Source organism: Microbacterium paludicola (assembly GCF_039529675.1).
Classification (GTDB): domain Bacteria; phylum Actinomycetota; class Actinomycetes; order Actinomycetales; family Microbacteriaceae; genus Microbacterium; species Microbacterium paludicola.
In genome coordinates this window covers 11734-36557 of the sequence record NZ_BAAANG010000014.1, presented here as the reverse complement: position 1 = coordinate 36557, position 24824 = coordinate 11734, and the positions used below count along the sequence as shown (strand labels likewise).

Sequence of the window (24824 nt, the reverse complement as noted above, 5' to 3'; positions counted from 1 at the left end):
AGGAGGAGTGAGATGTTCGAGAGATTCACCGACCGTGCCCGTCGTGTGGTCGTCCTCGCCCAGGAAGAGGCGAAGATGCTCAACCACAACTACATCGGCACCGAGCACATCCTGCTCGGCCTGATCCACGAGGGGGAGGGCGTCGCCGCGAAGGCGCTCGAGTCGCTCGGCATCTCGCTGGACGCTGTCCGCGAGCAGGTGCAGGACATCATCGGCCAGGGTCAGCAGCAGCCGACCGGCCACATCCCCTTCACCCCGCGCGCCAAGAAGGTGCTTGAGCTGTCCCTGCGCGAGGCGCTGCAGCTCGGCCACAACTACATCGGCACCGAGCACATCCTGCTCGGCCTCATCCGCGAGGGCGAGGGCGTCGCGGCCCAGGTGCTGGTCAAGCTCGGCGCCGACCTGAACAAGGTGCGCCAGCAGGTCATCCAGCTGCTCTCGGGCTACCAGGGCAAGGAGCCCGTGGGCGTCAACGCCGGCAGCAGCCAGGAGGCCGACAGCGCCAAGGGCGGCTCGCAGGTGCTCGACCAGTTCGGTCGCAACCTGACGCAGGCCGCGCGCGACAACAAGCTCGACCCGGTCATCGGGCGCGAGAAGGAGATCGAGCGCGTCATGCAGATCCTGTCGCGCCGCACCAAGAACAACCCGGTGCTGATCGGCGAGCCCGGCGTCGGCAAGACCGCCGTCATCGAGGGTCTCGCCCAGGCGATCGTCAAGGGCGAGGTGCCCGAGACGCTGAAGGACAAGCAGCTCTACTCGCTCGACCTCGGCTCGCTGATCGCCGGATCCCGCTACCGCGGTGACTTCGAGGAGCGCCTCAAGAAGGTGACCAAGGAGATCCGCACGCGCGGCGACATCATCATCTTCATCGACGAGATCCACACGCTCGTCGGCGCGGGTGCTGCCGAGGGTGCGATCGACGCGGCGTCCATCCTGAAGCCGATGCTCGCCCGTGGTGAGCTGCAGACGATCGGTGCGACGACGCTCGACGAGTACCGCAAGCACTTCGAGAAGGATGCGGCCCTCGTGCGCCGCTTCCAGTCGGTGAACGTCGCGGAGCCGTCGCTGCCGCACGCCATCAACATCCTGAAGGGCCTGCGCGACCGCTACGAGGCGCACCACAAGGTGCAGATCACGGATGGCGCCATCGTCGCCGCTGCGAACCTCTCCGACCGGTACGTCAGCGACCGCTTCCTTCCCGACAAGGCCATCGACCTGCTCGACGAGGCCGGCGCCCGCCTGCGCCTGTCGATCCTGTCGTCGCCGCCCGAGCTGCGCGAGTTCGACGACAAGATCGCCAAGGTGCGCGAGGCGAAGGAGGCCGCGTCGGAGGAGCAGGACTTCGAGAAGGCCGCTGCCCTCCGCGACGAGGAGAAGTCGCTGCTCGCCGAGCGCCTGCGCCTCGAGAAGCAGTGGCGCTCGGGCGACGTCTCGACGGCCGCCACGGTCGACGAGGGCCTGATCGCCGAGGTCCTCGCCCAGGCGACGGGCATCCCGGTGTTCAAGCTCACAGAGGAGGAGACCAGCCGCCTCGTCTTCATGGAGAAGGCGCTGCACCAGCGCGTCATCGGCCAGGAGGAGGCGATCGCCGCCCTGTCGAAGACGATCCGTCGTCAGCGCGCCGGCCTCAAGGACCCCAAGCGTCCCTCGGGCTCGTTCATCTTCGCCGGCCCCACGGGTGTCGGAAAGACCGAGCTCGCCAAGGCGCTCGCCGAGTTCCTGTTCGACGACGAGGGCGCGCTCATCTCGCTCGACATGTCGGAGTTCGGTGAGAAGCACACCGTCTCGCGTCTGTTCGGTGCCCCTCCCGGGTTCGTCGGCTTCGAGGAGGGCGGCCAGCTCACCGAGAAGGTGCGTCGCAAGCCGTTCTCGGTCGTGCTGTTCGACGAGATCGAGAAGGCGCACCCCGACATCTTCAACTCGCTGCTGCAGATCCTCGAGGAGGGTCGGCTGACGGATGGTCAGGGCCGCGTCGTCGACTTCAAGAACACCGTGATCATCATGACGACGAACCTCGGTTCGTCGGCGATCGCCGGTGGTCCGGTCGGCTTCCAGGTCGAGGGTGACACGACCACGACGTACGAGCGGATGAAGGGCAAGGTCGACGAGGAGCTGAAGCGTCACTTCAAGCCCGAGTTCCTCAACCGCGTGGACGACATCATCGTGTTCCCGCAGCTGTCGAAGCCTGAGCTGATCCAGATCGTCGACCTGTTCACGAAGCGCCTGAACGAGCGCCTGCTCGACCGCGACATGACGCTCGAGCTGTCGCAGGCCGCCAAGGAGCGTCTGATCGAGATCGGGTTCGACCCGGCCCTCGGCGCCCGCCCGCTGCGTCGCGCGATGCAACACGAGGTCGAGGATCGCCTGTCGGAGCGCATCCTGAACGGCCTGCTCGAGAGCGGACACCACATCAAGGTGGACGTCGAGGACGGCAAGTTCGTGTTCGAGAACGCTCCCCGCGGCGAGAAGGTCGCGGTCGGCGTGAACACCGCCGGTGCGATCGCGGCGACGCCGGACATCGCGGCGAACTCGAACTGACGGTTCGCATACGAAGGGGGCGGCGCCTGCGGGCGTCGCCCCCTTCGTCGTGGCTGGGGATGCGGGCGGATCAGCCGTGCGGCGACACGCGTCCCGTCGACTCCCGCCAGACGATGCGATGGAGCGATCCGGTCTCCTGAGGCGACTGCGGCCGCCCCATCGCCGTGAGGAGCGCGCGCATCGCGCGTCGGCCCGCCTCCCGGAAGTCGACGTCGACACTCGTCAGCGACGGCGACGTGTACGCGCCGAACACGTTGTTGTCCCATCCGGTCACCACGAGGTCTCCGGGCACCGCCCAGCCGCGCTCGCCGGCTCCCCGCATGGCGCCGATGGCGACGTGGTCGTTCGCGGCGATCACCGCGACCGGGCGCGCGTCGTCGGGTAGGTCGAGGATCGCCGTGCGTCCGGCCTCGGGAGACCACGACCCGCCGACCACGCCCAGCGATTCGAGGCCGAGCCTCTCGATCGTCTCGAGATAGACGCTGCGGCGCGCGCGGGCCGACGCATACTGCTCGGCCCCCGCGACGTGGAGGAACCGGCGGTGCCCGGCCTGGGCGAGGGCCTCGATCAGCGTGGCGACCTGGGTCGCGTCCGCGAGCGCCCCGACGCTGCGCAGCTCGTCGTCGAATGTCGCGGCCGACACGACCACGCACGGCGAGTCGGCAGCGCTCGCGTCGTCCGGCAGCGGCGCCACGGTGAGGATTCCCTCGTACTGCCCGCCCGACGCCAGCTCCCGGATGCGCTCGACGCGATCCTGCGGGCTGCCGTCGGCGTGCAGGGTCTCGGCGACGAATCCGGCCTCGCGGGCGACGTCGATGGCGCCGGCCAGCAGCCGCATGTGCGTGTCGACGGCGGATCCCATGATCACCGCGACCCGTCCCGAGCGGCGGGTGCGCATCGAGCGGGCCGCGAGGTTGGGGCGATAGCCGATCGCCTCGGCGACTTCGAGCACGCGAGCGCGAGTCGCCGTCGAGATGTTCCCCTGGCCGGTGAGGGCGTACGAGACCGTCGTCTGCGAGACGCCGGCGGCGCGGGCGACATCGCGGCTCGTCGGGGCAGCCGATCCGCTCATCCGCGGCTCCTCTCTTGACACGCGATGCCCGTCTCTTCCAGAGTGATCAGGTGGTACGTATCACTATCCCACCGCGGGGACGTGATCGACAGCTCGACGCGTTAAGGGAGACGGCATGTTGAGAGTCGGGATCATCGGCGTCGGGAACATCGCCGAGGCGCATGTCGACGGCTACCGGCGCTTCCCCGAGGAGTGCGAGATCGTCGCCCTCCACGACGCCGTGGCGGGCAAGGCCGCGGCGCGCGGCAGGGATCTCGGCCTCGACGCGGCGACGGCGTACGACGACCTGGACGAGATGCTCGCCACCGCGCGGCTCGACCTGGTCAGCATCGCGACGCCGCCCGCCACCCACTCCGAGCTGACCATCCGGGCCCTGCGCGCGGGGGTCGACGTGCTCGTCGAGAAGCCGATGGCGCCCTCGCTGGAGGAGTGCGACGCGATGATCGCGGCCGCCGCCGAGAACGGGCGGATGCTCTCCGTCGTCGCGCAGAACCGCTTCCGCGACGACATGGCGACGCTCAAGGAGGTGCTCGACTCCGGGCTCGCCGGCCCCGTCTCGCACGTGCAGGTCAGCTCTGCATGGTGGCGCGGCCTGCCGTACTACGACCTCTGGTGGCGCGGGACGTGGGAGTCGGAGGGCGGGGGATGCACGCTGAACCACGCCATCCACCACCTCGACCTCACGCTGTGGATGCTCGGCTCGCCCCGCGCCGTCACCGCCGTGCTCGCCAACACTCAGCACGAGAACGCGGAGGTCGAGGACCTGTCGGTCGCCGTACTGCAGTACGACAGGGCGCTGGCAGAGGTGACCAGCTCCGTTGTGCACCACGGCGAGGAGCAGGCGATCGTCGTCCAGGCCCGCGGTGCCCGCGTCTCGCAGCCGTGGAAGGTCGTGGCGTCCACCTCGGGCGCGAACGGCTTCCCGCTGCCGGAGGGAAACCCCGACCTCGTCGACCGGATCGAGGCGCTCGCCGCCGGCCATGCGCCTCTCCCACACGAGGGACACCCGGGCCAGATCGGCGACATGCTGGCGGCGGTGCGCGACCGCCGACCTCCGGCGATCGACGGCGAGGACGGGCGTCGCGCCGTGGAACTCGTGACCGCGATCTACGCCGCGGGAATCGAGCGCCGCACCGTCGACCTGCCGCTGCGATCCGACGACCCCTATTACCGGACGGGCACGCTCACGCAGCGGGCGCCGCACTTCTTTGAGAAGACGTCGTCGGTCGCCGATCTCCCCGGCGAGATCATCGTCGGCGGCAGCGGCACCTGAGCGGTGACCGGACAGGATGACGGAGAGCAGGAGCAGCACATGAGCAACGCAAGCGGCGCCCAGTACGCGCCCGACCCCATCCCCGCCCCCGTCGTGGAGGAGGGCGAGTTCGTCATCGCCGCGGTGGGGCTGGACCACGGTCACATCTACGGGATGACCGAGGGGCTCGCCTCGGCAGGCGCGACCCTGAGGTGGGTCTACGACCCCGACCCGGCAAAGGTGGAGGCGTTCGCCGCGAAGTTCCCGCACGTGCGCGTCGCGCGCAGCGAGGCGGAGGTGCTGGACGACCCCGAGGTGCGCCTCGTCGCCGGCGCGACCGTGACCTCGGAACGGTGCGCCCTGGGACTCCGAGTCATCGACGCGGGCAAGGACTACTTCACCGACAAGGCGCCCCTCACGACCCTCGAGCAGCTGGATGCCGCGCGCGCGGCGACCGAGGCCACCGGGCTGAAGTACGCCGTCTACTACTCCGAGCGCATCCACGTCGAGGCGGCGGTGCTCGCGGGGCAGCTCATCGACCGCGGCGCGATCGGGCGGGTCATCCAGGTGCAGGGCCTCGGTCCGCACCGCCTGGGCACCGGACGGCCCGAATGGTTCTTCGACAAGGAGCGCTACGGCGGCATCCTGTGCGACATCGGCAGCCACAACTTCGAGCAGATGCTCCACTTCGCCGGGGCGACCGATGCCGAGGTCGCCTACTCGGCGATCGGCAACTTCCACCACCCCGAGCACCCGGGCCTCGACGACTTCGGTGAGGCGTCCATCGTCATGGACACGGGCGCAAGCGGATACTGCCGCGTCGACTGGTTCACACCGGATGGCCTCAGCACCTGGGGCGACGGGCGCACGTTCATCCTGGGCACCGAGGGCTACATCGAGCTGCGCAAGTACGTGAACGTCGCCACCGGCGAGGGGCCGGGGCATGTGTTCCTCGTCGACGGCGCGGGCGAGCATCACCTCGTCGCGGACGGCAGCGTCGGATACCCGTTCTTCGGGCAGCTGATCCGCGACTGCCTCGACCGCACCGAGACGGCGATGACGCAGGAGCACGCGTTCAAGGCGGCCGAGCTCAGCGTGCGCGCCCAGCAGGGGGCTCGCGTCCTGGCGCCGTAGTCGCGGCACCGCTCACCGGGGTTTCAGGACGGCGCCCGTAGGCTGAGTGCGTGACCGAGACCGCGACCGCCCTGGACTTCCGGGTGCGCCCCGCCCGCGCGAGCGACATGGTCCACGTCCACCGGCTGCTCGAGCCGCTCGTGCAGCAGCGCATCCTGCTCGGCAAGGATCTCGTCGTCCTGTACGAGGCGACGCAGGAGTTCCTCGTCGCCGAGGCGGACGGCCGGGTCATCGGCTGCGGCGCCCTGCACGTGATATGGGAGGACCTCGGCGAGATCCGCACCCTGCTCGTCGATCCTGAGTGGCTTCACCGCGGCGTCGGTCGCGCCATCGTCGAGGGTCTCGAGCTCCGCGCCCGTGAGCTGGGTCTCAGCCGCCTGTTCTGCCTGACCTTCGAGGTCGACTTCTTCACGCGACGCGGCTTCTCCGAGATCGGCGAGCAGGTCGTGGATCAGGATGTCTACGCGCAGCTCGTGCGCAGTCGTGACGAGGGTGTGGCCGAGTTCCTCGACCTCGCGCACGTGAAGCCCAATACCCTGGGCAACACGCGCATGCTGAAGCTGCTCTGACGCGGACCCGCGCGCGGTGGGGCGCGGCGCCGGAGACGCCGCCCCGAGCGCGCGCCGCCGGGGGCGTTCAGGAACCCCCGCTTACCCTGGAGGCGTGGGAGCCAAGCCGCCTCGTCGACACTCGCCCGCCGTGTACCGGCGGCGCCGGATCGCCGTGCTGCTGCTCGCCCTGCTGGTGATCGCGGGCGTCGCCTGGCTCGTGATCGCCCAGCCCTGGCGCGGACTCGCCGACATCCTGGCGCAGCCCGAACCCGAGCCGACGACCTCGACGGTCGTCACGGCGCCGACCCCCACCGCGAGCGCTCCGACGTCGCCGGCGCCCAGCCCGACGCCGACGTCGACCGATCCGCCGAAGCCGCAGCCCTGCGATCCCGAGGTCATCGATCTGGTGCCCATCGTGCACGGCGAGACCTTCGAGACGAAGCCCGTGACGCTCGGCATGAAGCTGACGAACACCGGGTCCGTCGACTGCACCCTCGACGTCGGCACGTCCAAGCAGCGCTTCGTGATCACGAGCGGCAAGGACACATGGTGGCGCTCGACCGACTGCCAGAGCGAGCCGAGCGACATGGTCGTCACGCTCGCCGCCGGGCAGACCGTGCAGAGCGCCGAGCCGCTCACCTGGGACCAGACGCGGTCCGATCCGTCGACCTGCGGCGAGGACAACCGGCCGCGCGCCCGCCGGGGCGGAGCCGCGTACCACCTCAATGTCGAGATCGGCGACGTGAAGGGCAGTACGACGGCGCAGTTCTTCCTGCGCTGACCGGCCTGGGCCATCTCCCGGACAGCGGGAGCGTCACAGTGGTGGTAATCGGTGCCGCGTCTTCGTACGGTGGAGGTATGGGCACTCTCTACTACGGTTCGCAGGGAACGCCGATGGATATCAATGACCGCGCGCTCGCGCATCTGAAGGCGGTCATCATCGCCAAGCTGCGGCGGAACGAAGCGTTCACCCTGTCGCTTCAGCATGAGGACGGCACCGGGCGCAGCACGGTCTGGCTCAGTGCCACCATCCCGCTGCGCTTCACGTTCGAGGAGAGCGAGCGTCCCGAGCTGAACCCGCAGTGGCTGGAGGAGCTGGCGGAGTCGGCGAACCTGCTCGGCGGCATCACGCTCGTGCCGGAGCGGCTCGAAGCCTGAATCGCGCGTAGTCGCACCCGCTTCTTCGGCTGTCCACCGTCTGGTCTGCGGTGGACAGGGGCGCTTTCACTGGACGTCCATCAACCAGTGAGACGCCCCCCACGGGCGAGAAGGACACGTTCGGCATCGGCGCCGAGGAGATGGGGCACGTCGAGATGCTCGCGATCATGATCGCCCAGCTGCTGGAGAAGTCGCCGCTCGGGATCACGGATGACGCGGTGCAGGATGACCCGGTCGTCGCGGCCGTCGTGGGCGGGACGGACGTGCAGCAGGCGATCGTCGCCGGCGCGGGCGCACGCCCGGTCGACAGCAACGGCAACCCCTGGCAGGGCAGCTACATCACGGCCAGCGGCAACCTGCTCGCCGACTTCACCGCCAACGCGAACGGCGAGATGCAGGGCCGGCTCCAGGCGGCGCGGCTGTACCACATGACCGACGACAAGGGCGTGAGGGATCTGCTCGCCTTCCTGATCGCTCGCGACACGATGCACCAGAACCAGTGGCTCGCGGCGATCGAGGAACTGAAGGCCGAGGGTGCGGAGGAGCTGCCCGTGCCGAGCAACTTCCCGAAGTCGAAGGAGCACGGCGAGGTGGCGTACCAGTACCTGAACTTCAGCGACGGTGCTGCGGCGGCCGAGGGCTCGTGGGCGAGCGGGCCGACGCCGGACGGCAAGGGCGAGTTCAGCTACCACGACGGGCCGACGACGAGTGCGCCGATGCCGGCGCCGACGCATCCGGATGCGCGCTTCTACGGGACGACGGAGCTGCCGAACACCGTCGAGAAGGCGGCGGGCGCGATGCAGGACAAGCTCAACAAGGAGTGACCCGGGGCGTGGATACGCAGAAGGCCCGGAGCGTCGCTCCGGGCCTTTCACGTCGTCCCGCGCAGGTCCCCAGAGTGCTACGCACAAACCTGCTTCGAGAGGTGCGGTGATCCACCAGTCCCCACCGATGCCGCACCCGAACGGGCATGACAAGAGTATCAATCCGGGTTTTTCGAAGCTGACAGAATGCTTGATTCCGGCTGGCCGGATCATTAGATGTGCGTAGCCGTAGGCTGAACAGATGGTGGCCAGGAAGCGCACGAAGAAGACCCCCGACATCGAGTTCCGTTCCGAGGCGCTTGCTCAGGCGCTCGAGCGACAGGACATGGCCGCGGTCGCCCTGGCGCTGCGCAACGGGAACACCGTCGTCCCCCTCCTGAAGCCGGGAAAGCGCGACGATCCGCTCGACGGCGGCGAGGTGTGGACGTACCGTGACCCGCAGAGCGGGGACGTCGCGCTGCTGCTGTTCAGCGACGCGAAGAACAAGCCACAGAACCTGCCTCCCGGGATCGGGCTGTACTCGCCGGTGTGGCTGCGCTCGTTCCTGACGAAGCACCGCGACACGATCACGACGGTGTTCCTCGACATCGCCGGCCCGCACCCGATGCAGGCCTCACCGGCGGAGCTGCTTGCCGCCCTCGAGCTCGGCGAGTAGCGGCCGCCCCCCCTCTGGTCGTTGAGCGAGCGGAGCGAGTCGAAACGGAGCGAAGCGAGCGCCGCACTGAGCGAGCGAAGCGAGTCGAAGCCAGCCCTCAGAACTGCGGAACGTCCTCGAGCGCTCGCAGCTTTCCCTGGGCTCGCACGTCGTCGAGCGCGGCGCGCAACTTGCCCGAGCGGTCGTCGATCACCCGGTCGTAGCCGAGCCGGGCGGCCTCGCTGCGCCGCTGCGCCGCGGCCGACACGGGGCGCACTTCACCGGCCAGGCTGAGCTCCCCGACGGCCGCGATGTCCCGCGGCGTCGACCAGTGAAGCACGGAACCGGCGACGGCGACGGCGATGGCGAGATCCGCGGCGGGCTCGGTGAACCGGACGCCGCCGACCGTCGAGACGTACACATCCAGGTCGCTCGTCTTCACCCCGGCCCGGCGTTCGAGCACCGCGAGCACCATCGCCACGCGCGACGAGTCGACGCCGTGCACGATGCGGCGCGGGTTCGGCGCGCTCGACGGGATGGTGAGGGCCTGCACCTCGACGGGCATCGCCCGGCGGCCCTCGAGCGCGATGGCGACGCACGTGCCCGGCTCGGGCGATCCGTGTGACAGGAAGAGCCCGCTCGGATCCGGCACCTCCATGATCCCGTCGCCGGTCATCTCGAAGCAGCCGACCTCATCCGTCGGGCCGAAGCGGTTCTTCAGGGCGCGCACGAAGCGCAGCGCTGTCTGCCGGTCTCCCTCGAACTGGCAGACGACGTCGACGAGGTGCTCGAGCAGGCGCGGGCCGGCGATCTGGCCGTCCTTGGTCACATGGCCGACGAGGATGATCGGCAGCCCGCGATCCTTCGCGACCCGGATGAGCGTCGACGCGACCTCCCGCACCTGACCGGGCATGCCCGCGGCGCCGTCCGACAGCGAGGAGGAGACGGTCTGCACCGAGTCGACGATCACCAGCTGCGGTGAGACCGAGTCGATCTGCCCGAGCACGGTCGCCAGATCCGTCTCGCTGGCGAGAAAGAGCTCGTCGTGCAGCGCTCCGGTGCGCTCGGCGCGCATCCGCACCTGCGCGGGCGACTCCTCGGCGCTGATGTAGAGGACGCGTCGTCCCTCGGCGGCGGAGCGCGCGGCCACCTCGAGCAGCAGCGTCGACTTGCCGACACCGGGCTCGCCCGAGAGCAGGATGGCCGCGCCCGGCACGATGCCGCCGCCGAGCACGCGGTCGAACTCGCCCACGCCGCTCGGGCGTCGCGGTGCCTCGGTCGTGTCGATCTGCGTGATCGGCTTCGCGGCCGACGTGGGGATCATCGGGTCGAGGCGGCGCGTGATGCCCGTCTGCTCGGCGGCCTCGACGACCGTTCCCCACTGCTGGCACTCGGCGCAGCGCCCGACCCATTTGGCCGCGGTCCAGCCGCACTCGGTGCACTTGTACGCGGCGGGGGCGGATCGCTTGCTGGCCATGGTCCCAGCGTAGGCGGGGGTTCGGACATCCGTTCGAAGCCCCGCGGGAGTCAGCCTTCGCGCACCTGCGCCGCGGTCGCCTTGATCGTCTCGGCCGAGGCGTGCAGCAGACCGAGCTCCGACTCCGAGAAGTGCGTCTCGCGGATCGGGAGGGCCCCCGACGATCCGACGATCGACGGCACCGACAGGGCGACATCCGACAGACCGTGGAAGTCGTCGAGCACGGTTGAGACGGGCAGGACGGCGCGCTCGTCGCGCAGCACCGCCTCGGCGATGCGGGTGGCGGACAGGCCGATGGCGTAGTTCGTGGCGCCCTTGCCCTCGATCACCTTGTAGGCCGCAGTGCGCACCTCGTGCGCGACGTCGTCGAGCTCCTCGCGCGTGAACGGATCGCGGTCGTCCGGGCGCCAGTCGAGCAGCGGCACGGGGCCGACCGACGCGCTCGACCAGAGCGGGAACTCGGTGTCGCCGTGCTCGCCCACGATGTGCGCGTGGATGGAGCTCGGCGCGACCCCGGCCAGCTGCGCGAGCTTCCAGCGCAGCCGCGACGTGTCGAGCACGGTGCCGGAGGCGAAGATCCGCTCCGGCGGCAGGCCGGTCTGCTCCTGGGCGAGCACGGTCAGCACGTCGCACGGGTTGGAGACGATGATGAACACGGCGTCGGGGGAGGCCTCGACGAGCTGAGGGATCATCGTGCGGAAGATCCGCGCGTTCGTCCCCACCAGCTCGAGCCGGGTCTGCCCGGGCTGCTGCGCCGCGCCGGCAGTGACGACGACGACGTGCGATCCCTCCGTGACGGCGATGTCGGCGGATCCGTGGATCTGGCTGGATCCGGTGAAGAGGGATCCGTGCGCGAGGTCGAGTGCTTCCGCCTCGACCTTCGCCGCGTTGATGTCGTAGAGGGCCACATGTCGGGCGGCTCCCCGGATGAGCGAGGCATACGCGGTGGCGGCTCCCACAGCCCCCGCGCCGACGACGGTGATCTTCGCGTTCTCGATGACGGCCATGCCCCCATCCTGTCAGCGGATGCCCAGCGCCGTAAGGCTTCGCCGATTTGGCCCGCCCGTGAACCTCACGTAAACTCGTCGGCGGTGACGTGTCCGAGCGGCCGAAGGTGCAACTCTCGAAAAGTTGTGTAGGGTAACCCCCTACCGTGGGTTCAAATCCCACCGTCACCGCCATCCGAAACCCCCGCAGAACCCTTGGAAACACTGGGATCGCGGGGGTTTCGTCGTGTCCGGCGGCGGCGCGGCGTGGGAACATCGTGGTAACAGTCGGCGCGAGCCGATGTTCGCGACGCATACAGCGGTCGAGCTCCCTCCGCGGGAACACGAAGCTGGGCGCGGTCTGAGCCGGCGAGGTGTTGCGTCCACGTGGGAGCCCCAAGCTGCCAGCCAGTCAGCGAGCGGGCCACGCGAAGCAAGCCAATTCTGCGAGTTCTGCCGTGCGCGACGACACCTCCTCCGTGCTCCAGGCGTCACGAGTTGCCAACTCCCGGGTGAGCTGGAAGTCAGACTCGGCATAGACCTCGCACTTGTCGCTGAACGGCTTGCTGCCCAGTTGGTGGTTGAGCCGTCGTTCTAGCAACGCGAGGTTCCCAATCTCGTCAATCTTCACTTGGAGCGAATCGTCGCCGTGCGCTGTGGACTGGGAGAGGACATGTTCGATGGTTACGGTCCGGGAGGTCCAGTCGAGTGCGCGCTCGGGTCGCTGCGCCTTCGCGTCCGCGGCCTTCTCTAGCATCGCGAGCAGGTACTTAGCACGATCCAGCTTGAGTTTGCCGGATGACTTGAATGCATTCGTGAACTCGGCGTCCGTGGGGATGAGGCGGGCGAGGCGCGCTCGCACGTCCGTCTGGTTCTTGGCACTGCCACTCGCGACAGCCGCCGCTGCGCTGGCGAACGCCTCTTCAGCAGTTTCTCCGCCGAGGCGTCCGACAAACTGCGCGCGGACGCTCCACTTCGCGATCTTGAGTAGAAGCTGGGTCGCCTTGGGCTTCTCCCACTCGCGGAACGCGGAGAGAAGTAGTGGGTAGCTGCTCTCGAAGCCAAACCTGCGGTACGCCATAAGGGCGTCCCGGACGTCCACCCTCGAATCCTTCCAGTATTCGTGCTCTGGGTCACGGAGGGCCAGGTAGATCTGCTGCGAAGCCTTCATGCGCTGGATGTACCGCTTTGCGCCCGGGTTCTCCTGGAGGTCGTCCTGCAGAGCCCGGTAAAGTTTGCGACGCGTGACGCGCCCGTGCCTAGACATGTACTCATGTCGCACGAACCTGACCATATCGTCAGGCTTGCTTCCAAGACTGGTTTCGAGTGAATTCCACCCGTGCTGCACATAGGCGAACTCGGACTGCTTCGCCTCGCTGAAGAGGTAGTTCTTCAGCAAGTCTGCCGTTGTGAGGTCGGCGCCGCGGTCGTTGAGTGTCTCAAAGATGACATATGCCTCAGGCAAATTTGATGCGACGGCGATAAGGACCTGCACATCTTTATCGAGCTGATCAATGACGTCGATCAGCTTCTTGTACTGCCGGGATGTGGGGGCGAGTTTCTCTAGATGCGCGTGACATTCCTCGTAACAGACTCGAATCTTGTTGGTCGCTGATACGCGCTCGGGCTGGCCTTCGAGGATTGCGTCGTATGCGTCCTGATCAGCCGGGCTGAGGATCAAGCTGTCTACGTCACCTTCCTCGCGGATGCTGAACCGGCGTAAGTACTTCTTGGTTGTGTTCTCGGCGAGATTTTCCTTACCGAGAGCCTGCAGCCGATCTCGAATCGCGATGAACAGTACAGCTGTTGTGGCGAGCCGCTGCTGGCCGTCGACAATCTTGCGCCTACCGCTATCGTCGTCGGCCTTAGCGAAGACAAGGGTGCCCATGAAATACGCGGACCTCTTCTCGCGCGCGCGCTCGAGGTCGAGGAGGTACTCCTGAACGTTCACCTGCTCCCATGAATAGGCGCGCTGGAACTCGGGCACTGCCACTAGATGGTCCGCGAGGATGTGCCCGAGCTGATCGTGATTGAACTCAGTGCTCTCGGCCATAGCCCCTCATCTTTCGGTCGTTGATGCCGTCACGCCGTGACCAGCTGCATGAGCTCGGTGTAGTTGGTGACCACGTCGTACTCCACGTTCTCGGGATGCTTCTCGTTGAGCGACTGGAAGAACTTGCGTGCGCAGTCGATCTTGGCGTTCTCCACGCCCTTGAGCTGCAGCGATGACAGAGAGCCCTTGGTCTCGGCCACGAAGTACACGTGCTTGACGCTGCCTTCCGTGAAGGCGATCGCCCAGTCGGGGTTGTAGTCGCCGACCGGCGTGGGGATGAAGAACCCGCGCGGCAGTTTCGCGTAGACGGCCACCTCTGCGCTCGTGTCGAGTGCGGTCACGAAATCGCGCTCGACCTTCGAGTCGGTCACGACGTACTCGTAAACGTGGCGCTTGAGCCGCTGACCCGCCTTGGAGAAGTCCTGCGTCGTCTGGTTCTGCGTGAAGATCGTCGAGTCGAAGCGGTCCTCGAGCGTGTCGTAGGTCAGCTTGTTGACGATCAGCGTCGCCTTCTGCTCGTTGACGATGCGTGCCGCCTCGGTGATGAACTGTTCCGGGTTGAGCCGGAACTTCTCAAAGGTCGCTGACGAGACCTGGCTCAGGATTGCCGCGACAGTCCGCCGCGTGAGGTGCGTCTTCTCGGTGATCTCGCCCAGCAGGTCGTACTTCACCTGCGACCTGGCGCTCAGCGTCTCGGTGTGGGTGCGCGTCTCCGACACCGCGAATCCCGTGCCTCGCTCCAGCGCATCCACATCGAGAGCGTCACGCTGTTGGCCCGTCTGCACGACGTACTGCAGGGACGCTACGTGCAGTTGCGCGTCGAGCGCATCGACGCACTTGTCGATCAGTTCGTTCGAGTCGAAGTGGACCTGGTACACGACGCGATGGTTGATGCGGTTCCAGAGTGCCTGGAACTCCTTCTTCTCGAAGTTCTCCCGGTTAAACGGGATCTCCTTCGGCTTTCGATCGTTCGCAGGCACAGGCATGTCGAGGTACAGCGCGTCGACGAGCGGCAGTAGGAAGTCGATCACCGGAGCGAGCACCTCGGGTGCCGGAGCGAGCTCTCCCGCCTCGCGCGCATCCTTGTATGCCTGCGTGACCGTGTCGTCGTCCCCGATGTAGTCGTGCTTGATCAGGTAGCGCATCAGCTGCTTCGCGAGGACTTCGTCGACCACGGTCTCGATGCCCGACTCGTCGCGATACGTGCGGCCCGTGAAGTACTCCTCGGTGGCCTTGCGCGGCCGCGCGGAGAGAGTGGCGATGATCTCGTTCTGCAGGCCGTCGACAAAGTCCTGGTACGACTCGTCGCATACGACCGTGAGCTCGTTGATGTCGTGCACGGTGGCCGGGTGATCCATCCGCTCGCCGTGCTGGTTCACCGCGAGGCGGAGTCCGCGACCGACCTCCTGGCGGCGTGACACGGCGTTGTCGCTCTTCTTCAGCATGCCCATCACGAAGACGTTGGGGTTGTCCCAGCCCTCGCGCAGGGCAGAGTGCGAGAACAGGAACCGCAGGGGCGTGGCCAGGTCGAGCAGCTTCTCCTTGTCCTTCAGGATCAGGTCGTAGTCGCTCGCCTCGGAGGCCTGCCCCTTCTCGTCGCCACGGCCGAGCGTCTTCGGATCGACCTGACGACCGGTCTTCTTGTCGATCGAGAAGTATCCGCCGTGCACGTCGCGGACGGCGTCACGGCGCAGGTACTCCTGGTACGCCGCAAAGGCCTCGTCGAGCTCGAGCTCGGCGAGCACCTCGGCGCGGATCAGCTCGTACTCCTCCTCGAAGATCCGCGCGTACTCACCGAGCGTGTCCTCGCGGTCGTAGTCGCGGTACTTCGCGACCTCGTCGATGAAGAAGAGCGAGAGAACCTTGATGCCCTGCGGGTGAAGCGCGCGCTCCTTCTCGAGGTGGGAGCGGATCACCTCGCGGATCTGGATGCGTCGCTTCTGCTCTTCGGTCACGTCGATCGTGGCCTCGCCGGCGTGGATGACGTCGTCCGTCGACAGCTCGATGATGTCGCGTACCGCGTCGACATCGGTGACCACGAGATCCTTGTACGCCTCGACGCCATTCGCCAGGTCGTGAAGCCGGCTTCCCTTGGTGACGCGCTTCATGAGGCGCCGGATGCCGGTGCCGGTCTGCACCTCCATCTCGATGCGCGCAGTGGGCGGAGCGCCCTTCTTTACCTCGATCGCGTCGAGGTAGATGTACGCGGTGGAGCCAGCGAGGCCGCGCACCGTGATGCCGCGCACGCCGATCTTCTTCACGAGCTTCGCGTTGTACGCGTCGACCGCGTCGAGCCGGTGCACCTTGTTGTACTCGTGGAACGGCTTGTGCGTCGCGGAGTAGCGCAGCACCATCAGCGGGCTGAACTTGGCGAGCGATTCGAGCGACGCGGATGCTTTCTTAGGCTTGCCCTTGCTGTCAAACTCCTCGCCGAAGCGCTGCGGCTCGTCGATGATGACGATCGGTCGGTTCGCGCTGATGACGTCGATCGGCCTGCGCGACTGGAAGTCGTCGAGCTCGTCGTAGATGCGGCGCTGATCCTTGCCGGTCGCATTGAAGGCCTGGATGTTGATGATCATGACCTGCACGCCGGCATCCGAGCTGAATCGCTCGAGCTCGTGCAGCTGAGACGAGTTGTAGATGAACGCGCGCGGCTTGGTCTTGTACTCCACCATGAAGTGCTCGGCCGTGACGTCGAACGTCTTCTTGACGCCCTCGCGGATTGCGATGGATGGCACGACGACGACGAACTTCGACCAGCCGTAGCGGCGCTGCATCTCCATCATCGTCTTGATGTAGACGTAGGTCTTGCCCGTTCCCGTCTCCATCTCGACCGTGAGGTTCGGCACGCCAGGAGCTGCCTTGCTCGTCGCAAGTTCGGTAGACGGATTCAGGCCCTTGGCGGCCTGCATCGCGCGGATGTTCGAGAGCAGCTGGCTCGCGGGCAGCGCCATGGGGGCATTGCGCAGACCCGGGCTGAGCTCGATGGTCGTCTGGCCGTCCTTCGCGCGACCAGGGTCGATGCGGTACGCGACGCCGGTGTCCTTGGGCTGCCCGGCGAAGACATCGACGACCGCGTTGACGGCCTCGGTCTGATAGTCCTGCGTCTTGAACTGAAGCTTCATGCGACCCTCGCTCAGATGGCCTTGACGGAGGTGTCAGGCGAGACCTCGGCGAAGACCTGCTCGGCGTTGATGCGCTCGGCATCGGTCGCGAACGCGTTATCGCGGAACACCGCCCGCACCGGCTGCCACTCGGCAATCGCCCGCACGACCGCCGGCGTCACACTCTCGTCAAAGCACGCAATCAGGCCGCCGTCATCGACGACGAGCACCTCGCGCCCATCGATCTGCTCGCGTCGGATCGACAGCGTCAGCTCGAGACCCCAGTCGAGCAGCACCTGGAAGAGCAGGTCCTCCCCCGTGCGGTCGGGTTTGATGCTCGACGTGCGCGCGCCGAGGTCGAGCTGGTTCGTCTCGTCGGGTGTGCGGAGGACATCGGCCATGTTCGTGGTGTCGACGCGGAGGGCGCGGAAGCCGACGTCGAGGTCCGATGGAGTGAGATTCCTTTCCTCCATTATCTTCCGACCCGCCCGTCGAATGCGCTCGCGCGATATCGCGGGAATGCTCGGCAGCCCAAACTTCTCTGCCACCGACCCAAGCGGCGTCGCCTCGGGAATCTGCACGAGGACAAACGAGCGGGATCCCCCATCAGAGGAATTCAGCTCCATCACGGCATGTGCAGTCGTTGCGGATCCAGCGAAGAAGTCCAACACGAGCGCGTCTTTGACGCCCAGCGTTGCATAATTCAGGAGGCGCCGCAGTAGGGCCGTGGGCTTGGGGTAATCAAACACACCCTTCTTCTCGAAAAGTTTGGCCACCTCCTCACTCCCAGCCTTGGTAGTCCCCGCGTCGAGAAGGATCGAACTAGGCGTTCGCGTATCCCCGCGGGCGATGCGCTCATCCAGGAAGAGTTTCCTTTTGGGCGCCGAGTCACCCCTCAGTCCGAACTTGATTCGGCCATCTTCGAGGAGCGCCTGCATTGCATGCCGATTGATCGCCCAAGACCTGCCTTGCGGTGGCCAATATCCTTGCCCAGTTTCGGGGTTCACGACTTCGTAAAGCGTGTCGCCCCCAGGCTTGTTCGCGTCGAGAGGAACGAGCTTCCATGGCCCTCGAGGATCGTTGTCGCTGTTCGAGTACTCTTCGGAACGTAGCGCTTCCCCCCAAAACCTCAGCTGATCCCGGTCACGTGAGTACACGAGAACGTGGTTGTGGTTTGGGGAGATCTCGAGATCATCCGAGATCGATGTTCGCGCCTGCCATACGATATTCGCAACAAAATTCTTCTCGCCGAACACCTCGTCCAGCACCCGGCGAAGATTTGCGACTTCCGTATCGCCGATTGTGACAAACAGTACGCCGCTGGGGTGGAGTAGATTTCGAGATAGCTTCAGTCTTGGATAGATCATGCTGAGCCAGTTGGAGTGGACACGTCCCGACGAATCCGTGTTCGCAACGAAACGAGCCCCGTCGGTGCTCACCTGTCCGGATCGTTCAAGATATTGGCCCGCGTTCTCTCCAAAGTCATCTGCGTAGATGAAGTCATTGCCCGTGTTGTACGGGGGATCGATGAAGATCGCCTGGACCTTGCCGAGGTACGGTTCCTGGAGAAGCTTGAGCGCGTCAAGGTTGTCACCTTCGATGAACAGGTTCTTCGTGGTGTCGAAGTCGACCGACTCCTCGGCCACAGGACGGAGAGTCTTCGCGATAGGAGCGTTCGCTGCGAAGGCGGCAGCGCGCTTCCCCGGCCAGTCGAGCTGGTAGCGCTCCTGGGGGCCTTCGACGATGTGGTCCGAGAGTTCTTGGCGCAGGGCGTCGAAGTCGATCGCGCGCTTCACTGTGCCGTCGGCGTCAAGGGTCTCGGTGACGACGTTCGGGAACAGCTCGGCGAGCTTATCGATGTTCGCCTGAGTCAGGTCGGGCGACGTCATGCGCAGTTTCTCCACGGGTACTACCTTTGTGCTTCGAGCTCGGCCCGCAACGCGGCGAGCGCGCGGCGGAGTTCGAGCTTGCGGTTGAGTTGGGGTTCATTGCGGAGCCGGCGCTCAGCGGCCGCCACCTGCCGTTCGAGTTGGGTGACGCGCTTCAGCCGCGCGGCCAGGTCCGCGGGGCTCTCGGCCGCGCGACCGGCGATGGGAAGCAGGGGCTCGATGATCGCCGCGTGCAGTGCCGACAGCGTGATCGCGGCTGGCAGCGGCGTGCGTTCACGATCCGAGGGCATCCAGCCGGTCGAGTGGAACGCCGCTGTCTTCTGCACCGATGCAGCCATCCGGGTCTCTTTGTCGCCGCGCGCGATCTCGAACACGATCGGTGTGAGCACCGCCTTGTCGATCGCGGCGAGCACGGCAGGCGACACATCGTCGCCCTTGGCCACGACGCGAAAGATCTGCACCTCGGGCATCTGCCCGTCGCCGGCAAGGTTCACGGTCGACTCCGCGAGCTTGTACGCCCACTCGACGCTCGCCACCTCGTCGACGAAGCGCTCGCGCACCGCCGCGGTCACGGATCCGTGCGCATAGAGCTTCTCCTTCGGCACGCGACGCCCGAAGGCGGCCGCCGCGGGCCAGGCGTACAGCACGTCAGTCATCGCGCCTCGCGATCGACCACGGCGATGAAGGCGAGCAGCTCGAAGTCGTCGAGCCCGGCGATGTCCTGCGTGAGCGCGGTGGTGGCTCCAGGCGTGAAGAGGCTGTCGATGTCGCGCTCGTCCGTGACCTCGATCATCGAGCGGATCGCATCGGTCAGCAGGCCGGAGTACCGCACCATGTCGGCGCCATCGCGCGTCGCTTCGTTGAACACCGCCACGACGTCGGCCACGGGGTCGTCCACGCCACGGCAACCTGCCCGCAGCAGGTCGAGCAGGCGCTTCGCCTCGGTATGGTCCGCGACGACCTGGCCTTGGTCGTCGAGATAGACGAGGTAGTGCGGGTGTAGGCGGTTGCCCCGGTTGACATCGTCCGGCGCGTTCACATTGCGCAACGCGAAGATCGCGCCCGGCACAAGCCCCTTGGCGGGGTCAGCAGGGATCACAGCGTGCAGGCCCTTCGGGCTCCGCGCCAAGTCGCCGTGCTCCTTGATGTACCCGAGCAGATCCATGCGGAAGTCGTTGAGGCCGAGGTCGGTGATCGAAACGCCGGCGCGCACGTCCTCGAGGTCGATGACGTCGTCCTGCAGCCGCCGCAGCTGCTCACGCCGGTACGCCGCTTCGGCCCCGCCGGGGTCGAGCACGTTGTCGTCGCCGGTACCGGCGATGTTGGCGATGGTCATCCGGCCCTCGACGCGCTCCTTCAGATTGATGTACGCGTCAAGCGAGATGTCCGGCCAGAAGTTGACCAGCTGGATGACCTCGTTCGTGGATCCGATCCGGTCCACACGCCCGAAGCGCTGGATGATCCGAACCGGGTTCCAGTGGATGTCGTAGTTGATCAAAAAGTCGCAGTCCTGCAGGTTCTGACCCTCGCTGATCACGTCCGTGCCGATCAGCACGTCGATTTCTCGCGTCTCGCTCGGCATCGTCAGGTCGCGACTCTTCGAGCGCGGCGAGAAGAGCGTCATCGCCTCCTGCGCTCCGAAACCGGTGCCGAGCGTCGTGCGCACACCGTGACTGCCACCCGTGATGACGGCGGTCTCGAGGCCGTGTCGCGCGAGCACGGGAGCGAGTTCGCGGTACAGGTACTCGGCGGTGTCGGCAAAAGCTGAGAAGACCAGAACCTTGCGGTTCGGGCTGCCGTCCGGCTGGGTGTTGAGCGGGTTCGCGACCTTCTCCTCGATCGTCGCGAGCAGCCGGCGCAGCTTTAGGTCGCGGTCGGGGACGACACGGTTCGCTTCGTCGAGCAATCCGCGCAGCACCTCGCAATCGACCGCGAGGTCGCGGCGCCACGACTCGGTGTCGATGTCGCGCAGCGCGATCCTCACGCCGCCGCCAACGAGGAACGCGCTCAGCTCGGCGTCGTCCTGATCGTCCGTGTCGAGATCGAGCCCGGCATCCCCGACGCCCTCCACAGTTTCGCCACGCTCGATCTGGGCGAGCGTCGCACCGGTGATCTGGTCGATCCGACCGAGCGTGAGCCGGAACGCCTCGACCGAGCTCTCGAGGCGCTTAAGCAGGTTCACGGTCATGAGCTTGCGGATGCCCTCTTGACGCCCTTTCAGCCCCGCGCCCCCGACGAACTTGTCGACGTCCTCGTAGATCGCTCGACGGCTCGCATGGACGTAGTCGAGGGGTCGATAGACGGCAAGGGTGAGTTGCTGCAGGCGCTCGAAGATCTCGTCGAACTTCGGGACGTCGGCGATATCCGTCAGCGGTTCCCGAATCGCTTTGGGAGGCAGACGCTTCGGGAAGGCGCCGATGTCGGTCATGTCGTAGAACGCCTGGATGTGCTTGCGCGACCGGGCGATCGTCACGGCGTCGAGCAGCTCGAAGAAGTCGAAGTCGAGCATCTGCAGGATGCGATCCGTCGTGCGCTCGGCCGGAGCGAGCTTCGACCAGTCGTTGAACGCGCGCTGCGCCTCGCGGAAGACGTTCTCGACCGTGGTCGACAACGTCAGCTGCTTCGCGAGCTCGTCGCTCTCGCCCTCGTAAGCGAGCTGCAATTGGTTCTTGAGATCGTTGAAGCGGTTGTTGACGGGCGTCGCCGACAGCATCAGTACCTTGGTCTTCACGCCCTCGCGGATCACCTGTCGCATCAGACGCTGGTAGCGGCTCTCTCGTTCCTCGGCGTAGTCCGCGTTGCGGAAGTTGTGCGACTCGTCGATCACGACGAGATCGAAGTTGCCCCAGTTGAGCCGGGCGAGATCCTTGCCGAGCGACTCGCCCTTCGTGCGCGAGAGATCCGTGTGCGCCAGCACGGTGTATCCGAAGCGGTCCTCGTGGAAGAGGTTCGTCGTATACGGAGAGTTGTAGTTCGTCCAGTTCTCGGCGAGCTTCTTCGGCGCGAGCACCAGCACACTCTTGTTGCGGAGCTCGTAGTATTTGATCACCGCGAGAGCCGTGAATGTCTTCCCGAGGCCCACGCTGTCGGCGAGGATGCAGCCGTTGTACGTCTCGAGCTTGTTGATGATGCCCGTCGCGGCGTCCCGCTGGAAGTTGTACAGGCTCTGCCAGATCTTCGTGTCCTGATAGCCCGTGCGATCGTTCGGCAGCACGTCCTCGCTGATGTCGTCGAGGAACTCGGAGAACAGGTTGTAGAGGATCAGGAAGTAGATGCGGGCGGGGCTGTTCTCGGCGTAGACGCTCGCGATGTGCGCATGCACCGCCTCGGTGACGTCGACGAGCTGATCTGGGTTGTTCCAGATCTGGTCGAACAGCGTCAGGAAATGACGTGTCTCGTCCGTACCCTCGAATTTCGCGACAGTGTTCGACACCGCATCACCGCGCTCGTAACCGAGATCCGCCGTGGTGAAGCCCTGCAGCTGGAAGTAGGCGGCGTCGTCGTCGACCACCGCCATCCCCTGCATCGGTGCACCCGTCGCGTTGGAGCGGAACCTGACCTTGCGCCTGACCCACTCGGCGCACTCGCGCGCGATCGCCCGCTGCGTGAGCTTGTTGCGGAGCCGGATCTCGAACGCGGATCCGTACAGGCTGGACTCGGCGTGCGGGATGAAGAACTCGCGCCGCTCACGAGGCGTTCGGTCGGTCGCCCTTTCGGCCACGAACGACGGCGAAGTGAAGACGAACTCGAGTTCTTCGATGCTCTCCAACTGCTCGCGCAACGCCTCGAAGGCGAAGATCGAAAACGCCGACGCCGCGATGCGCACCTTCGTGCCGGGAGTGATCGTCGTCTTCAGGTCGTCGCCGAGGAGCGTGCCCACATTGTCGATGATGCGCAAAGTCAGGCCCCCGCCTCGGTGCCGCCGTTGCGGCGCACCCACTCGTCCACTTCGCTGACCTGGAACTTCCAGAGACGGCCGACCTTATGTGCCGGCATGCCCTTGTCGGCGATCCAGGCGTAGACGGTGTCCTTCGTCACGCCGAGATGCTCGGCGATGTCATCGGCGGACAGCCAAGGCTCGGACATGCGGTCTCCAGGCGGGGGAAGCCGGGTTTTTCCGGATGTCGCCGATCCTATCCAGAGACTGTCGAGGCGCGGGGAGGAGCGTCACAGACCGATCCCGAATGTGTGGGATGGTCGTTGACCAGTTCGCCCTCTCGAGGGGTGACCGGTGACACCGAGACCCGCCTCTTTAGTCGGATCGGATCTCGGTGCACAGGGCTCAGCCGAGCTCCAAGTCGATGCGCGGCTTGCGCGTCGAGGCCTGCCCGCTCAACGTCGCACCGAGGTCCCGGCGGTGCTCAGCGTATGTCTTGCCGAAACGGGACTTCGGATCGAGGTTGAAGGCGTCGGCGATGCCATGGTTCTTCAGCGCCCACTCCTGCAGGTGCGCGGCCGCCTTCGGATTCGCCTGGCGGTACCGGAAGTGGAGCATCGGTGCGGCGTCTTTGACCGCCTTGGCGATCGCCTCGGGGGTGACCAACGCATCGATGGCGGCCTTGGCTCCGTCGAGCAGTTCGGCGGCTTCGCGCTCCGCGTCGTGGAGCATGCGGCGGGACGTTTCCCGGGTCTGCTGCAGCAGTGCGTTTGCCTCAGCGCGGGTCGCCTCGGCCTCAGCGAGTGCCTTGTCCCGGGTGGCCGCGGCCTGCTGTTCCGCGGCCTCCTTCTTCGCGGCCGATTCCTGCTCGGCGCGCGCTTCGATCGCCGCTGCGCGCCTGCGCGCCTTGGGCTCGATCTCATCGAGTTCGTCCGCACGCCGCGCGTTCTCAGCGGCCTTATGGTCGTTCTCGGCGGACAGGTGCTGGGCGGCGGCGAGTTCCGCTCGGGCGGACGCGGCCAGGTCCTGTGCCGCCGTGTACTCGGACTTCGGAAGCGTCCTCCCGTGACGGGCACCGGGCTCGGTTTCGACGGGCCATCCGCGCGCGATCATGTGCTCCCGCAGCGCTGCCTGGTAGTCGCGCAACTTCTGTGGACCGGTGGTCATCTTGCCGTTGTCGCCGAGCACGGAACGATGCGCTCCGAACGCCTGAGAGTGCATGGTGCGCAGTGCGTCGGGCGACGAGTCGGGGGCGTCCGGATCAGGACCGAACGGGTCGGCCATGATCTGGCAGTGCGGCTGCGTCTCGTCGTGGTTGGTGACCCAGCCGTGGATCGCGGCGTGTCCGCCCGGGATCACCTTCTCGGCGAGGAAGGAGATCGCGTCCTCGAAGTACCGCGACGCCTCGTCGAGGTCGCGGGCCTCCCACCGGGAACGCGACATGGATTGGCCGGTCAGCGGGTCGATGCGCTCGTTGCCGTCCGCGTCGAGACGCGGATAGTAGTCGGGCACCTCGACGCACAGCGTGCGGGGGAGGTGGACGACGAACAGGTTCGTGATCTTCTGCACGGCCGTGATCTTTCGGCGCACGCGGGCGACCCGCTCGTCGCCGTAGTCGAGAACGTCGGCGATGCGCATCGTCTCGCGGAACCCGCCGGCGCCGTCGTTGACGAAGGCCTCGTTCAGCGGAGCGTCCTCGACGACGATGTTTGCGTTTCGGGCGGCCTCGCGGGCGAGGTCCTTCTTGTTGAGGTGCCGCATCGACTCATGCAGCAGCCGCGACCGGTCGCCGCGGTTGCCGCCCTCGCGCGGCGGGACGTGCATCAGATGGAAAGCGGCGTGGCCGCTCGGAGATGTCATGAGTAGTGGTCTTCGCTTTCAGCTCAGGTGTTCTTGTTCTCCGCTGTGCCGACGCGGCGCAGCGGAGCGCGGGAGTCGTGCGGAGCCTCTGCTTCGCCCTCCACATGTCTCCCGCGGTGGCGTCGCGCGGCGGTCGGAGCCTCGGGCTTCGCCTCTCCGCCCGCCGCCCGACGCGACAACTTCTCTCGCCACGGGATCCCTCCAGATCTGGGACCCTGCACCCTGATCTGGAGCCTCCGCTCCCGTGGCGACAGGAGTTGTCTTAGCCCCGTAAAGACAGCCCGCTCGCGTTGCTAGTGGCTGTCCGGGGCCCTGCCGGGAGCACGCCCGCTGCGCGGGCGAGCAGCACCTGCAGAGACCGTCCACTGGACGCTCCCCTCCGGGGCTGCGGAGGGCGGGCGGGCCGACGCTCCAC

Annotated in this window: 17 protein-coding genes, 1 tRNA gene and 1 pseudogene; 9 read left to right on the top strand and 10 right to left on the bottom strand. The window is 66.7% G+C overall.

Features of this window, described 5'->3' with window-relative positions; all coding sequences use genetic code 11:
- Window positions 1-12 precede the first annotated feature (12 nt).
- Window positions 13-2538, top strand: coding sequence for an ATP-dependent Clp protease ATP-binding subunit (locus tag ABD161_RS07525; protein ID WP_135115484.1), 2526 nt, complete (start codon window positions 13-15; stop codon window positions 2536-2538).
- 70 nt (window positions 2539-2608) lie between these two features.
- On the opposite strand, the gene ABD161_RS07520 is transcribed toward ABD161_RS07525, so the two are convergent.
- Entirely contained in the window at window positions 2609-3610 is a 1002-nt protein-coding gene (locus ABD161_RS07520; protein ID WP_344001179.1) for a LacI family DNA-binding transcriptional regulator, read from the bottom strand.
- Between the two features lie 115 nt (window positions 3611-3725).
- Here ABD161_RS07520 and ABD161_RS07515 point away from each other — a divergent pair, with 115 nt between their 5' ends.
- The 7 genes and pseudogenes from ABD161_RS07515 to ABD161_RS07485 all read left to right on the top strand — a co-directional run bounded on the left by ABD161_RS07515 (window position 3726) and on the right by ABD161_RS07485 (window position 9184).
- On the top strand, window positions 3726-4883 hold the full coding sequence (locus tag ABD161_RS07515; protein ID WP_344001177.1) for a Gfo/Idh/MocA family protein: 1158 nt from the start codon (window positions 3726-3728) through the stop codon (window positions 4881-4883).
- Window positions 4884-4922: 39 nt separating this feature from the next.
- Window positions 4923-5996, top strand: a complete 1074-nt coding sequence (locus tag ABD161_RS07510; RefSeq protein WP_344001175.1) for a Gfo/Idh/MocA family protein — start codon at window positions 4923-4925, stop codon at window positions 5994-5996.
- A 50-nt stretch (window positions 5997-6046) separates the two neighbouring features.
- A complete protein-coding gene (locus ABD161_RS07505; RefSeq protein WP_344001172.1) occupies window positions 6047-6565 on the top strand; it encodes an amino-acid N-acetyltransferase in 519 nt (172 codons plus the stop codon).
- Window positions 6566-6659: 94 nt separating this feature from the next.
- Entirely contained in the window at window positions 6660-7328 is a 669-nt protein-coding gene (locus tag ABD161_RS07500) for a hypothetical protein (protein ID WP_344001169.1), read from the top strand.
- A gap of 77 nt (window positions 7329-7405) precedes the next feature.
- Window positions 7406-7705, top strand: a complete 300-nt coding sequence (locus ABD161_RS07495) for a DUF7882 family protein (RefSeq protein WP_344001165.1) — start codon at window positions 7406-7408, stop codon at window positions 7703-7705.
- 119 nt (window positions 7706-7824) lie between these two features.
- Window positions 7825-8529 (top strand): annotated as a pseudogene (locus ABD161_RS07490) (manganese catalase family protein); the annotation flags it as partial.
- 241 nt (window positions 8530-8770) lie between these two features.
- The gene (locus tag ABD161_RS07485; RefSeq protein ID WP_135115478.1) at window positions 8771-9184 is read left to right on the top strand and encodes a dehydrogenase; all 414 of its coding nucleotides are present in this window, start codon (window positions 8771-8773) and stop codon (window positions 9182-9184) included.
- A gap of 97 nt (window positions 9185-9281) precedes the next feature.
- Here ABD161_RS07485 and radA read toward each other — a convergent pair whose 3' ends face one another.
- Together radA and ABD161_RS07475 are read right to left on the bottom strand one after the other, a co-directional pair.
- The gene (gene radA, locus ABD161_RS07480; protein ID WP_344001162.1) at window positions 9282-10640 is read right to left on the bottom strand and encodes a DNA repair protein RadA; all 1359 of its coding nucleotides are present in this window, start codon (window positions 10638-10640) and stop codon (window positions 9282-9284) included.
- Window positions 10641-10690: 50 nt separating this feature from the next.
- Entirely contained in the window at window positions 10691-11647 is a 957-nt protein-coding gene (locus tag ABD161_RS07475) for an L-lactate dehydrogenase (RefSeq protein ID WP_344001160.1), read from the bottom strand.
- Between the two features lie 83 nt (window positions 11648-11730).
- Here ABD161_RS07475 and ABD161_RS07470 point away from each other — a divergent pair.
- Window positions 11731-11821, top strand: a tRNA-Ser gene (locus ABD161_RS07470).
- A 217-nt stretch (window positions 11822-12038) separates the two neighbouring features.
- Here ABD161_RS07470 and ABD161_RS07465 read toward each other — a convergent pair.
- The 7 genes from ABD161_RS07465 to ABD161_RS07435 form a co-directional block, all read right to left on the bottom strand.
- Window positions 12039-13679 carry a DUF262 domain-containing protein gene (locus tag ABD161_RS07465; protein WP_344001158.1) on the bottom strand — a complete coding sequence of 547 codons (1641 nt, stop codon included), beginning with the start codon at window positions 13677-13679 and terminating at the stop codon, window positions 12039-12041.
- A gap of 29 nt (window positions 13680-13708) precedes the next feature.
- Window positions 13709-16804, bottom strand: coding sequence for a type III restriction-modification system endonuclease (locus tag ABD161_RS07460; protein ID WP_344001156.1), 3096 nt, complete (start codon window positions 16802-16804; stop codon window positions 13709-13711).
- Between the two features lie 11 nt (window positions 16805-16815).
- Window positions 16816-18687 (bottom strand): site-specific DNA-methyltransferase, encoded by a 1872-nt coding sequence (locus tag ABD161_RS07455; protein ID WP_344001154.1) that lies wholly within the window; start codon window positions 18685-18687, stop codon window positions 16816-16818.
- Between the two features lie 5 nt (window positions 18688-18692).
- Complete coding sequence (locus ABD161_RS07450; protein WP_344001152.1) at window positions 18693-19328, bottom strand: DUF4391 domain-containing protein; 636 nt, start codon at window positions 19326-19328, stop codon at window positions 18693-18695.
- Window positions 19325-22552 (bottom strand): helicase-related protein, encoded by a 3228-nt coding sequence (locus ABD161_RS07445; RefSeq protein WP_344001150.1) that lies wholly within the window; start codon window positions 22550-22552, stop codon window positions 19325-19327. The genes ABD161_RS07450 and ABD161_RS07445 overlap by 4 nt, the downstream gene beginning before the upstream one ends.
- Before the next feature lie 20 nt (window positions 22553-22572).
- Complete coding sequence (locus tag ABD161_RS07440) at window positions 22573-22758, bottom strand: helix-turn-helix domain-containing protein (RefSeq protein ID WP_344001148.1); 186 nt, start codon at window positions 22756-22758, stop codon at window positions 22573-22575.
- Window positions 22759-22954: 196 nt separating this feature from the next.
- Window positions 22955-24409: a plasmid recombination protein gene (locus ABD161_RS07435; protein ID WP_344001146.1), complete on the bottom strand. Its 1455-nt coding sequence runs from the start codon at window positions 24407-24409 to the stop codon at window positions 22955-22957.
- Window positions 24410-24824 lie beyond the last annotated feature (415 nt).